Origin of the sequence: Caulobacter sp. NIBR1757, from assembly GCF_027912495.1 — a bacterium.
Lineage (GTDB): Bacteria > Pseudomonadota > Alphaproteobacteria > Caulobacterales > Caulobacteraceae > Caulobacter.
Genome location: NZ_CP115463.1, coordinates 834,221 through 845,954 on the forward strand (window position 1 = coordinate 834,221; position 11,734 = coordinate 845,954).

Annotated in this window: 12 protein-coding genes; 4 read left to right on the plus strand and 8 right to left on the minus strand. The window is 69.0% G+C overall.

From position 1 onward, the window contains the following. Positions 1-11: 11 nt before the first annotated feature. Together O5I81_RS03930 and O5I81_RS03935 are read right to left on the minus strand one after the other, a co-directional pair. A complete protein-coding gene (locus O5I81_RS03930; RefSeq protein WP_271067641.1) occupies positions 12-278 on the minus strand; it encodes a hypothetical protein in 267 nt (88 codons plus the stop codon). Further along, positions 278-1,804, minus strand: a complete 1,527-nt coding sequence (locus O5I81_RS03935; protein WP_271067642.1) for a UbiD family decarboxylase — start codon at positions 1,802-1,804, stop codon at positions 278-280. The genes O5I81_RS03930 and O5I81_RS03935 overlap by 1 nt, the downstream gene beginning before the upstream one ends. 183 nt (positions 1,805-1,987) lie before the next feature. Here O5I81_RS03935 and O5I81_RS03940 point away from each other — a divergent pair, with 183 nt between their 5' ends. From O5I81_RS03940 to O5I81_RS03955, 4 genes are all read left to right on the plus strand, one after another. Next, positions 1,988-4,144 (plus strand): TonB-dependent receptor, encoded by a 2,157-nt coding sequence (locus O5I81_RS03940; protein WP_271067643.1) that lies wholly within the window; start codon positions 1,988-1,990, stop codon positions 4,142-4,144. A 3-nt stretch (positions 4,145-4,147) separates the two neighbouring features. After that, complete coding sequence (locus O5I81_RS03945) at positions 4,148-5,272, plus strand: PepSY domain-containing protein (protein WP_271067644.1); 1,125 nt, start codon at positions 4,148-4,150, stop codon at positions 5,270-5,272. Beyond that, a complete protein-coding gene (locus O5I81_RS03950) occupies positions 5,269-5,439 on the plus strand; it encodes a hypothetical protein (protein WP_271067645.1) in 171 nt (56 codons plus the stop codon). Before O5I81_RS03945 ends, O5I81_RS03950 begins: the two co-directional genes overlap by 4 nt. 75 nt (positions 5,440-5,514) lie before the next feature. Next, a complete protein-coding gene (locus tag O5I81_RS03955; RefSeq protein WP_271067646.1) occupies positions 5,515-7,248 on the plus strand; it encodes an ATP-binding protein in 1,734 nt (577 codons plus the stop codon). Here the strand turns inward: O5I81_RS03955 and O5I81_RS03960 are convergent. The 6 genes from O5I81_RS03960 to O5I81_RS03985 form a co-directional block, all read right to left on the minus strand. After that, complete coding sequence (locus tag O5I81_RS03960) at positions 7,237-7,596, minus strand: MmcQ/YjbR family DNA-binding protein (protein ID WP_271067647.1); 360 nt, start codon at positions 7,594-7,596, stop codon at positions 7,237-7,239. The genes O5I81_RS03955 and O5I81_RS03960 overlap by 12 nt on opposite strands. Then, positions 7,593-8,006 (minus strand): VOC family protein, encoded by a 414-nt coding sequence (locus tag O5I81_RS03965; RefSeq protein ID WP_271067648.1) that lies wholly within the window; start codon positions 8,004-8,006, stop codon positions 7,593-7,595. Before O5I81_RS03965 ends, O5I81_RS03960 begins: the two co-directional genes overlap by 4 nt. 11 nt (positions 8,007-8,017) lie before the next feature. After that, positions 8,018-9,793, minus strand: a complete 1,776-nt coding sequence (gene ggt / locus O5I81_RS03970; protein ID WP_271067649.1) for a gamma-glutamyltransferase — start codon at positions 9,791-9,793, stop codon at positions 8,018-8,020. Positions 9,794-10,026: 233 nt separating this feature from the next. Then, entirely contained in the window at positions 10,027-10,362 is a 336-nt protein-coding gene (locus tag O5I81_RS03975) for a VOC family protein (RefSeq protein WP_271067650.1), read from the minus strand. A gap of 55 nt (positions 10,363-10,417) precedes the next feature. Further along, on the minus strand, positions 10,418-11,065 hold the full coding sequence (locus O5I81_RS03980) for a methyltransferase (protein ID WP_271067651.1): 648 nt from the start codon (positions 11,063-11,065) through the stop codon (positions 10,418-10,420). A 48-nt stretch (positions 11,066-11,113) separates the two neighbouring features. Beyond that, positions 11,114-11,659, minus strand: coding sequence for a 2OG-Fe(II) oxygenase (locus O5I81_RS03985; protein WP_271067652.1), 546 nt, complete (start codon positions 11,657-11,659; stop codon positions 11,114-11,116). Positions 11,660-11,734 lie beyond the last annotated feature (75 nt).

Consider the following 11,734-nt stretch of genomic DNA (forward strand, 5'->3'; position numbering starts at 1 on the left):
CCGGCGATCTGTCAGATGTGGATCGGCGGCTCGGAGCTCTTGATCCGCAGGTGATTGCCGACGCGACTGTTGCGCCCGGTCAGGAGCTGGTCGATCAGGCCGAGCGGCCGCCAGGCCCAGTAGAGGGCTTCGCCCGGCAGGTTGTCCGGGTAGATGACATACTGCTGCCTGTCGCGGATCCAGGTGCGGGTCTGGGTCTCGCGGAACCCGATGTAGCCGCCGACGTAGGTCAGGGCGGCGACGAGGATCAGGATCAGAGTGCGGCGGGGCAGACGCATCACCAGATCGGCTTTCCGTCGCCGGGCAGGCCGAGCCGGCTCCACATGTCGCTGACCTTGTCGACCACGGCCTGGTCCATCTCGATCTTCACGCCCCATTCGCGATGGGTCTCAGGCGGCAGCTTGTCGGTGGCGTCGAGGCCGATCTTGCTGCCGAGGCCGCTCTCGGGGCTGGCGAAGTCGAGGTAGTCGATGGGGGTGTTCTCGATGACGGTGATGTCGCGGGCCGGGTCCATGCGGGTACTGAGCGCCCACATGACGTCCTTCCAGTCGCGGGCGTTGATGTCGTCGTCCACGATGATCACCCACTTGGTGTACATGAACTGGCGCAGATAGCTCCAGACGCCGAGCATGATGCGCTTGGCGTGGCCGGGGTAGGCCTTCTTCATGCTGACCACGGCGATGCGGTAGCTGCAGCCCTCCGGCGGCAGCCAGAAGTCGACGATCTCCGGGAACTGCTGGCGGATCAGCGGGATGAACACCTCGTTGAGCGCCTCGCCGAGGATGGAGGGCTCGTCCGGCGGCCGGCCGGTGAAGGTGGTGTGGTAGATGGCGTCCTTGCGGTGGGTGATGCAGCTGACCTGGAAGACCGGGAACTTCTCGACCGAATTGTAGTAGCCGGTGTGGTCGCCGTAGGGGCCCTCGTCCTCGAACTCGTCGAGCAGGACATGGCCCTCGATGACGATCTCGGCCTGGGCCGGGACCATCAGCGGCACGGTCTTGGCCGGCACGAGATCGAGCTTTGAGCCGCGTAGGATGCCGGCGAACTGGTATTCGCTGAGGGTGTCGGGCACCGGGGTCACCGCCGCCAGGATGGTGCCCGGGTCGGCCCCGATGACGGCGCAGGCGGGCAGGGGCTCACGCTTGCCGGCCTTCTTGTGGCGGCCGTAGTGCTGGGCTCCGCCGCGGTGGGCCAGCCAGCGCATGATGGCGCGGTCCTTGCCGAGCAGCTGCATGCGGTAGATGCCGAGGTTGTAGTCGTCTTCCTTGCTGTCCGACGGACCCTTGGTGACGACCAGCGGCCAGGTGATCAGCGGCGCCGGCTCGCCAGGCCAGCAGCCCTGGACCGGCAGCTTGTTCAGGTCGATCTGGTCGCCCTTCAGCACCACCTGCTGCACGGGCGCGGTCTTCACCGTGCGCGGCCGCATCGACAGGACCGTGCCGGCCAGCGGCAACAGGTCGAAGGCGTCCTTCAACCCCCGAGGGGGATCCGGCTGGCGCAGGAAGGCCAGGAGTTCGCCGACCTCGCGCAGTTCCGCGCCGGTGGTGCGCGGCTTGCCGCCGAGGGTCACGCCCATGGCCACCCGCTTCACGGTGCCGAACAGGTTGGCGAGGCAGGGCATGTCGGATTTTGTGCCGTCGGCCTTGATGACGTTCTCGAACAACACCGCCGGTCCGCCCGTGGCCAACAGCCGGGTGCAGATCTCGGTCATCTCCAGTTCGGTCGAGACCGGCTCGGTGACGCGCACCAGCTCGCCCGATTTCTCGAGGGCGGCGATGAAGTCGCGGAGCGAGCGATAAGCCATGAACGGGTTCCTTGCTTGGCCTCCGATCTAGCGCTCTTCGCGGACAGGGGAAACGGAGCAGTTCTCCTGAGGCTTTCGTGGCACGCGAACGCCGGCGTTTCGCCGGTCGGCAAGTTCGTGATTGCGATGCATTCTCAGGACAGCTATTTGCGACGCCTTCTCAATTGATGGCGGTGTTCCTCGATGCGCTTTGCTCTTCTGGCTTCGGCCGCCATGGGTCTGGTTTTCGCGGCGGGCGCCGCTTCGGCCCAGGAGGCCCCGGCTGACGAAGTCGATGCCGTGATCATCACCGGCTCGCAGGTGGCCCTGCCCGGCGCCTATGAGGGCGGCCAGGTGGCGCGGGGCGGGCGGGTCGGCCTGTTCGGGGCGCTGGATACGATGGACACGCCCTTCTCGGTCACCGCCTATACCGAGGAGCTGGCCCGCAACCAGCTGGCCGACGGGGTCGGCGACATCCTGCAGAACGATCCGGTGGTGCGGGTCGCCAAGGGCTTCGGCAACTTCCAGGAGCTGTACGTCATCCGCGGCTTCCCGGTGTACTCGGACGACATGACCTACAACGGCGTCTACGGCATCCTGCCGCGCCAGTTCGTGGCCGCCGAGTTCCTCGAACGGGTCGAGGTCTTCCACGGCGCCACCGCCTTCCTGAACGGGGCCGCCCCCGGCGGCAGCGGCGTCGGCGGGGCGTTCAACCTGGTCCCCAAGCGCGCGCCGGATGAAGCCCTCACCCGTCTGACCGCCGGCATCGAGACCGGCGGCGCCCTCTACGGCGCCTTCGACGGGGCCCGCCGCTTCGGACCGGACGGCGACGTCGGCGTCCGCTTCAACCTCGCGGCCCGCGATGGCGAAACCTCGGTGGAAGACCAGGAGCGCAACCTGCTGGTCGGCGCCCTGGGCGTCGATTATCGCGGGATGCGCTTCCGCTTCTCGGCCGACGTTGGCCTGCAAGACAACCGCATCGACGCGCCGCGCCCGAGCGTCACCCCCAACAGCACGATCCCGCGCGCGCCCTCGGCCGACGGCAACTTCGCCCAGCCCTGGACCTACACCGACGAGCGCCAGCTGTTCGGCGTCGCCCGGGCGGAGTTCGATGCGACCGACGACCTGTCGCTGTGGTTCGCCGTCGGCGGCCGTAACGGCCGTGAGCGCAACGTCCTGGCCAACCCCAACGCCAACCCGGACGGCAGCCTGACCGCCTACCGCTTCGACAACGCCCGCGAGGACAACATCCTGTCGGCCGACGCCGGCCTGCGCTGGGAGATCGAGACCGGTCCGGTCGGCCACCGGCTGGTGGCCTCGGTCAGTTCGGTGAACCTGGAATCGGCCAACGCCTACGCCTTCTCCAGCTTCCTCACGCCCTTCGCGTCCGATCTCTACGACCCCGTCGACGTTCCGGCCCCGGCCGCCACCTTCTTCACCGGCGGGGTGCTGAAGAACCCCAAGGTCACCGAGCGGGTCGAGAACCGCAGCTTCGCCGTCGCCGACATGTTGTCGTTCCTGGATGACACCGTGCTGCTCACCCTCGGCGCCCGCTGGCAGGAGATCGACACCACCACCTACGACTACAACACGGGCGCCAGCTTCGGCGGCTACAAGGGCGACACCATCACCCCGGCCGTGGCCGTGGTCTACAAGCCGTCCGACAAGGTTTCGTTCTACGCCAACTATGCCGAGGCCCTGATCCCCGGCCAGATCGCCCCGGCGACCAGCGGCGGCGTGCCGGTGACCAACGCCGGCGAGGTGCTGGACCCCTTCAAGGGCCAGCAAGTCGAGGCCGGGGTGAAGTATGACAGCGGCCGCTTCGGCGGCACGGCCAGCGTCTTCTCGATCACCCTGCCCAGCGCCTATGTGCAGAACAATCGCTTCGACACCAACGGCGAGCAACGCAACCAAGGCATCGAGCTGACCGTCTTCGGCGAGCCGGTCGACGGCGTCCGCATCCTCGGCGGGGCCACCTGGATCGACGCCGAGCTGACCAAGACGCAGGGCGGGACCCTGAACGGCAAGCGCCCGATCGGCGTGCCCGAATGGCAGTTCAACGCCAACCTCGAGTACGACCTGCCGTTCCTGGACGGCCTGACCGTCGATGGCCGCGTGGTCTACACCGGCGAGCAGCCGGCCAACGCCGCCAACACCGTGAACCTGGACAGCTGGACCCGCCTCGATCTCGGGGCCCGCTACCGGGTGACCATCGCCGACAAGCCGGTGACCTTCCGCGCTCGCATCGAGAACCTCACCGATGAGAACTACTGGGCCTCGAGCGGCGGCTACCCGGGCGCCAACTACCTAGTGCTCGGCGGGCCGCGCACGGTCAGCCTGACGGCCTCGGTGGACTTCTAGGCCTTGCTGAAGCCGGCGACGATCAGGGCCTGGTCACTGGTCCACAAGTGGACCAGCCTGATCTGCACCCTGTTCCTGCTGATGCTCTGCGTCACCGGCCTGCCGTTGATCTTCGAACACGAGATCGACGACCTCACCGGCCACGACAATTGGCGGCCCGCCAACCCCGGCGGGCCGCTGATGACCTACGACCAGGTGCTGGAGACGGCGCTGGCCCGCCAGCCCGGTCATGCGCCGATCTTCATGAGCTTCGACACGGACCGGCCGGTGGTCAACGTCACCTCGGGGCCGACGGCTGACGCGCCGGAGGCGAAGATGTTCTTCGCCCCCATCGACCAGACGAGCGGCGACGGCGTGCCGCCGACCCCGGCCGGCGGGGTGATGGACTTCATCCTGCAGCTCCACACCGACATGTTCCTCGGGCTGGCCGGGATGCTGTTCCTGGGCGCGATGGGCTTGCTGTTCACGGCCTCGATCGTCTCGGGGGTCGTGGTCTATGCCCCCTTCATGCGCCGCCTGCGCTTCGGCACGGTGCGGGCCAGCCGCTCGCCGAAGGTCAAGTGGCTGGACTACCACAACGTCCTGGGCGCGGTGACTTTCGCCTGGGTGCTGGTGGTCGGGGTGACCGGGGTGATCAACACGCTGGCCGTGCCGATCACCGACAGCTGGAAGGCGACCGCCCTGAAAGACCTGGCGGCGGCCTACCAGGGCAAGGCCATGACGACCCGCCTCGCCAGCGTCGATGCGGCGGTCCGCACCGCCCAGGCGGCGATGCCCGGCATGCAGGTGCAGTTCGTGGCCTTCCCGGGCAGCGGCTACTCGACCGACCACCACTACGCCGTCTTCCTGCACGGCACGACGCCGCTGACCCAGCACCTGGCCAGGCCCGCCCTGATCGACGCCGAGACCGGCGCCCTGACAGCGGTGCAGGACATGCCCCTGCTGTCCAAGACCCTGTCGCTGTCGCAGCCGCTGCACTTCGGCGACTACGGCGGCCTGCCGCTGAAGGTCCTCTGGGCCATCCTCGACCTCCTCACCATCGTGGTGCTGGGCAGCGGGGTCTATCTCTGGCTGGCGTCCGGGCGGCGCCGGTCGGTGGCCTTCGAGCCCAAGGAGGCGCGGTCTTGAACGGCTTCATGAAGATTTTCGGCTGGCCGATCCTGCTGGCCCTGATCACCCTGGTCGGCCTGCTCGGCGCCCTGGTCGGCGACGGTCCCTGGGACTGGCTGTTCTGGTTCTGCCTGGTCGCGCCGCTGGGTGTTCTGGCCTGGGTGCTGACGCGCCGACGGCTATGACCATGCTCGGCGAACATCGATCTTAGTCGCCGTTCAACCTTTGCCGGGTAAGGGTTCGCGGTCGAGGGGAACACCATGGCCGCCAGCCACATCACTGAACTGCGCATCCTGCGCTGGCGGGACGAGGGACGTCGCGACCGGCTGATCCAGCTCGGCGTCGTCGCCTTTCTGGTCTGGCTGTCAAACCCGTCGGCCTGGACGCTGCCCTGGTTGCTGCTTACCGGCGCCGCGATCTGGATCGACGCGGAGATCGCGGCCCGCCGTCGCCTCGACCTGTCCAATGAGCGGCTCAAGCGGATGGAGGCTGTCGGCCGGGTGGCCGCCGGGACCCTGTTCGGGGCCTGCTCCGTCCTGCTGCTGATGCGCGGTTCGGGCTTCGGCCTCTCGGCCGCGCTCTTCCTGGCCAGCGCCAACACGATCAGCAACGCGGTGATGAACCGCGGCTCGGCGCGGGCGACCACCCTGATGCTGGGACCGTCGGTGCTGATCCTCATGATCCTGCCGTGGATCGCCCTGGCGACCGGCAGCCTGGGCAGTCTCAAGGACGCCCTGCTGATGCTCAGCGGCGGCCTGCTGTTCGCGACCTTCGTCGCCCAGCTGGTCAGCTCGCTCGCCGGCGAGGCTCGCGACTACGAGGCCGCCGTCGACCAGGCCCGGGCGGCGGCGGCGTCCCGCGATGTCTTCCTGGCCAACATGAGCCATGAGATCCGCACCCCCCTGAACGGCGTCGTCGGCGTCGCCCATGCCCTGGAGCAGACGCCGCTCAACCCCAGCCAGCGGGAGATGGTCGGTCTGATCGGCGGCTCGGGCCGGGTGCTGGAGCGGCTGCTGTCGGACGTGCTCGACAGCGCCAAGATCGAGGCCGGCGCCTTCACGCTCGAAAGCCTGGCCTTCGACCTGAGGTCGGAAATCGACGCGGCCGCCCTCCTGATGCGGGATCGGGCCGCCGAGAAGGGGGTCGGCTTCGACCTGGCCGTCTCGCCCTCGGCGGACGGGGTGTTCGTCGGCGATGCTGTGCGCCTGCGCCAGATCGTCGCCAACCTGGCCTCCAACGCGGTCAAGTTCACCGACGCCGGGTCGGTGCGCATCCAGGCCGACGTCATCGACCGGGACAGCGGCCCGCTGCTGATCCTGACCGTCTCCGACGATGGCATCGGCTTCGACGCCGAGGTGGCCGGCCGCCTGTTCCAGCCCTTCACCCAGGCCGACACCAGCATCACCCGCCGCTTCGGCGGCTCGGGCCTTGGCCTCAGCATCTCGCGGGCCCTGGCCGAGACCATGGGCGGGGCGTTGTCGGCGAGCTCGACCCCCGGGGTGGGCAGCACCTTCACCCTGACCGTGCCGTTGGCGCGGGGACAGCTCGAGCCCGCCGCCGAGCGGTCCTTGCCCGTCGAACAACCCGAGCAGGGCCTGCGGGTACTGGTGGCCGAGGATCATCCGACCAACCAGAAGGTCGTCCGCATGTTCCTCGAGCCGCACGGCATCGAGGTGGTGGTCGCCGAGAATGGCCAGATCGCCCTCGACCTGTGGCGGGCCGGCGGCTTCGACGCCGTGCTGATGGACATGCAGATGCCGGTCATGGACGGCGTCGCCGCGGTCGAGCGAATCCGGGCCATCGAGCAGGCCCGGGGACTGGCGCGAACCCCCATCGCCATGCTGACCGCCAACGCCATGGCCGAGCATCGCGCCGCCGCCCTGGCCGCCGGCGCCGATGGCCACATCACCAAGCCGGTGACGCCGGCCAGCCTGCTGGAGGGCCTGATGACGGTGCTCAGCGCCCGTCAGGAAGAGGCCAGGTTAAGCGCCTGAATCTCCGGTCCGGCTGGCCTCCCAGGCCTTCACGGCCGCCTTCTTCGCCACCTTGCGGAACTGCCGGGCCAGGAATCCCCGCGCCTGCTCCGGCTCGAGGCCGGCCAGCCGCGCCAGGACGATGGGGTAGTCCCTGTAGTGGGCCGTGAAATGGAAGGTGGCCGGGTCGGCCTCGATCAGGAACTCGCGCTCGTCGTGATCGACGCAGGAGAGGACGGCGCTGTCGTCGTCCTTGCGCACCCGGGTGAAGAACTTGCCGTCGATCTTGTAGGCGGGCTGGCCGTAGCTGCTGCCGGCCTCGGCGCCGGGGAAGCTGAGGGCGACGGCGTCGAACTCTTCGCGGGTCACGTCGGGTCTCCGTTCACGGGATGCTGGAAACAGAGGCTGTAGCCGTCCGGGTCGCGCAGGTTGAGCTGTCGCATACCGTAGCCGACGGTCCTGGGCGGCTCCTCGGCGATGCCGTGCGCCTGCAGATGGGCATAGATGGCGTCGAGGTCCGTGGCATGGATGAACAGGCCGGTGTCGTCGTGGGCGGCGATGCGGGCGGGATCGGGCGCGGCCGGGCGGTCATGCGCTTCATAGGCGGTGTTGAGCATCAGCCAGGCCTCGCCGTGGCGCAGCAGGCACCAGTCGACCTCGTCGCCCTCGCCGCTGTCCTGGACACGCTCGAAGCCGAGCTTGTCGCGATAGAAGGCCAGGGCCGTCGGCATGTCGAAGACCTGGATCAGTGGACAGAGCGAGCCCAGCGTAAAGGTCATCGGTCGTCTCCCTAGTAGGCCAGCGCGATGCCGTCCTTGCGCATCTCGGTGGCGGCGGCGTAGCGGCCGGGCCAGCGCTGGATGGCCTGATAGCCGCCGAAGCCGCCATCGCTGGCGCCGATCTTCCAGCCGATCTTCTGCAGGCCCTCGCGGGTGACGGCCGGCACGCCGCTCTCCAGCCGCAGGATGCCCTGCACGCCCAGCTGTTCGCCGGTCGGCTCCATGCCGCCCTCGTGGTGCCAGCGCGGCGAGTCGCCGGCGGCGGTGATGTCCAGGTCGAAATCGACCATGTTGGAGATGATCTGCGCCTGGCCCTGCGGCTGCATGTCGCCGCCCATGACCCCGAAGCTCAGCCAGGGCTGGCCGTCCTTGACCGCGAAGCCGGGGATGATGGTCTGGAAGGGCCGCTTGTCGGGCGCATAGACGTTGGGGTGGCCGTCGGTCAGGGCGAACAGCTCGCCCCGGTCCTGGAACATGAAGCCCATGCCGTCCGGCGACAGGCCGGAGCCCATGCCACGGTAGTTGGACTGGATGATCGAGATCATCATCCCGTCCTTGTCGGCGACGGTGAAGTAGGTGGTGTCGCCCTTGCTCGGCGCCTGGCCAGGATAGATGGGGTCGAGGATGCGGTCGGGGCGGATCAGGGCGGCCCGCTGTTTGGCGTAGGCCTTGGAGTTCAGCCACTCGAGCGGGGCCGGCGAGAAGGCCGGGTCGGCGAAGTAGCGGGCGCGGTCCTCATAGGCCAGGCGCTTGGCCTCGACGGCGTGGTGGATGGCGGCGGTGGACTGGAAGCCCATGGCCTTCACATCGAAGTTTTCCAGGATGTTCAGCAGCTGCAGGGTCGAGAGGCCCTGGCTGTTGGGGCTGAGGCCGTAGACATCGACGCCGCGATAGCCGGTGACCAGCGGCGGGGTCCATTCGCTGTGATGGGCGGCCAGATCGGCCTTGGTCATCCAGCCGCCGATGCGCTTGAAATAGGCCTCGATGCGGGACGCGATCTCGCCCTCGTAGAAGGCGCGGGGGCCGCCCCTGGCGATCATCTCGTAAGTATTGGCCAGGGCCGGGTTCCTGAACACCTGACCTTCGACGGGCGTCTTGCCGTCGATGGTCCAGACCTTGAGGAAGTTCTCGACCTCCTCGATCTTCGAGTTCGGATTGGTGAAGCGGCGCTGGCTGGCGGCCAGGTAGAAGGCGACGTTCTGGGTGATCGGCGCGCCTTCGCGGGCGATGGTGATGGCGGGGTCGAACAGGTCCTTCCAGGGCAGCTTGCCATAGCGGCCGTGCAGGTCGCCCCAGGCCGCCACGGCGCCGGGAACGCTGACCGAGACGGCGCCGAACGAGGGAATGGTCCCGGAGGGTCCGGCCCGTTCCCGCACCGTCGCCAGCGACAGCCCCTTGGGCGAGCGGCCCGAGCCGTTGAGGCCGACCACCTTCCTGGTCTTCGGGTCCCAGAGCAGGACGAAGCAGTCGCCGCCGATGCCGCAGGCGATGGGCTCCAGCAGGCCCAGGCAGGCGTTGGCGGCGATGGCCGCATCGACGGCCGAGCCGCCCTTCCTCAGGGTGTCGATGGCCGCCAGGGTCGCCAGCGGATGGGCCGTGGCCGCCGCCCCGTTGACCCCCCAGGCCGTCGAGCGGCTGGCCCAGGTCGCGCCGGCCACCCGGTCGCCTCCGCGCAGGTCCGTGCGGCCGATCTCGGGATTGCCGTCCTTGGGCCGGGGAATCTGCGCCAGTGCCGAGCCGGCGGCGAGACTGGCGGGCAGGGCGGCGAGGAAGGTGCGGCGGCGCATGGGTCACTCCCGAACAACAGGAGGGTGACTATAGGGCGGGTGTTCGGGGATGCGACGCTAAATCCTCCCCCGTTTACGGGGGAGGGGGACCGCGAAGCGGTGGTGGGGGCGAGGGCCGTGCGGAGACGGTGGTGATTTCGAAGAAGGAGAGGGGCCGGTGCACGGCCCTCGCCCCTTCCACCACCGGCTACGCCGGCGGTCCCCCTTCCCCGTGAACGGGGAAGGATGAGGATCTAGCCTTCCGACCAGACCGCCAGTTCGTTGCCGGCCGGGTCGCGGAAGTGGAAGCGGCGGCCGCCGGGGAAGTCGAAGATCGGCAGGGTGATCTCGCCGCCGGCGGCGGTCACCTTCTCGACCATCGCCTCGAGGTCGCCGGCCCAGAGGACGGGCAGGGGCTTTGGCGTCGCGGCGTCGGCATCGAAGCCGCCGTCCAGCCCTTCGTTGAAGGCGGCATAGGACGGGCCGTAGTCGATGAACTGCCAGCCGAAAGCGGCGGCGTAAAAGGTCTTGGTCGCCGGCAGGTCGCCGCCGGGGAGTTCGAGGTAGTCGAGCTTGCCGTCTTCACGCATGGTCGGTTCTCCAGTGTTCCTTATTTGTTCTCATTGGGCGCGCGGAGTCAATACCTCACGGAAACGCCCAGACGCTGGTCCGCTTGACCTCGAAGTCCTCCAGCTCGCGGGTGGTCGGCACCTGGTATTCGGCCAGATGGATCAGACCCTCGCGCGGGAAGTAGGTGCGCATCGGATCGCCGATCAGCACGGTCTTCCCCTCGGCGCGGGCGGCGGTCAGCCAGGCCAGGACGCGGCCAGCCAGAGGCTGTTCGTAGCAGATGTCGCCGGCCAGAATGACCTCCACGTCCGGGACGGGCCCGTCCAGCAGGTCGGCCTCGGTGAAGGCGACCGTCACCCCGTTGGCCTCGGCGTTGAGCGCCACCGCCGGGCCGCAGAAGCCATCGACGTCGCTGCCGATGGCGTCCAGCGCCCCGGCCCGCATGGCGGCGATGGCCACCAGGCCCGAGCCGGTGGCGAAGTCGAGCACGCGTTTGCCGGCCACCACCTCGGGATGGTCGAGGACATAGCGCGCCACCGCCTGGCCGCCGGCCCAGGCGAAGGCCCAGAACGGCGGCGGCAGGCCGATCTCGCTGAGCGCCTCCTCGGTCATCCGCCAGATCGGGGTGACCTCGTCGGCCAGGTGCAGCTGGATCTCCGGGCAGTGCGGCGGCGTCTGCAGACGGGTGTTGCCGAGGATGAAGGCCGCGCGGTCGAGGATCATGGCGGCGACCTTACAGACCGGCGGGGACTCCATAGCATCACAGTCGAGTCAGGCGGTCCGGAACCAGGCCGCGACGCTGAGCCGCTGGCCTGCTTCCAGCGGCGTCACCTCATGAGTGGTCTCGGCGCGGAAGGCGACGGCGTCGCCGGCCGCGCCAGGCGCTTCCTGCTGGCCGGGGTGGAAGAGCAGGGCCCCGCCGGTCCAGTCTTCGGGCGGGCTGAGCAGCAGGCTGAGTGAGACGCGGCGGTGGCGGGTGTCGTCGTGGATCAGCGGCGTGTTGCCGTCCTGGTGGGCGACGAAATAGTCGCCGGGCCCATACCGCAGGATCTGCAGCGGCTCGAGATCGCCCAGCGGGCGGTCGAACAGGGCCTCCAGCCGGGGCCGGACGGCCAGCAGCCGCTCACGCAGCAGCGCCTCGATCGCGGCCGGCGCGGTCAGCCGGGTCGATCGCCGGGCCAGGCCGACGACGGGCCGGTCGGCGAGGCCGGAAACCGTCGAGGCCGCCGCGTCCGCTTCGCTCAGTCCCTGGCGGACGACGGCGAGATCGGCGGGGCCCAGCAGGCCCGGCAGCAGCTGGAAGAGGGTGTCGGTCATGATTGGCCGGCATAGCCGCTTCATGGCAAATTAACCATGCGGGCCGAGAGCATGGCGTATCCATGGAGACGGAAC

Coding starts and splice junctions, on each gene's coding strand:
- O5I81_RS03930 (WP_271067641.1), bottom strand. CDS start 278: ATGCGTCTGCCCCGCCGCACTCTGATCCTGATCCTCGTCGCCGCCCTG.
- O5I81_RS03935 (WP_271067642.1), bottom strand. CDS start 1,804: ATGGCTTATCGCTCGCTCCGCGACTTCATCGCCGCCCTCGAGAAATCG.
- O5I81_RS03940 (WP_271067643.1), top strand. CDS start 1,988: ATGCGCTTTGCTCTTCTGGCTTCGGCCGCCATGGGTCTGGTTTTCGCG.
- O5I81_RS03955 (WP_271067646.1), top strand. CDS start 5,515: ATGGCCGCCAGCCACATCACTGAACTGCGCATCCTGCGCTGGCGGGAC.
- O5I81_RS03965 (WP_271067648.1), bottom strand. CDS start 8,006: ATGACCTTTACGCTGGGCTCGCTCTGTCCACTGATCCAGGTCTTCGAC.
- ggt (WP_271067649.1), bottom strand. CDS start 9,793: ATGCGCCGCCGCACCTTCCTCGCCGCCCTGCCCGCCAGTCTCGCCGCC.
- O5I81_RS03975 (WP_271067650.1), bottom strand. CDS start 10,362: ATGCGTGAAGACGGCAAGCTCGACTACCTCGAACTCCCCGGCGGCGAC.
- O5I81_RS03980 (WP_271067651.1), bottom strand. CDS start 11,065: ATGATCCTCGACCGCGCGGCCTTCATCCTCGGCAACACCCGTCTGCAG.
- O5I81_RS03985 (WP_271067652.1), bottom strand. CDS start 11,659: ATGACCGACACCCTCTTCCAGCTGCTGCCGGGCCTGCTGGGCCCCGCC.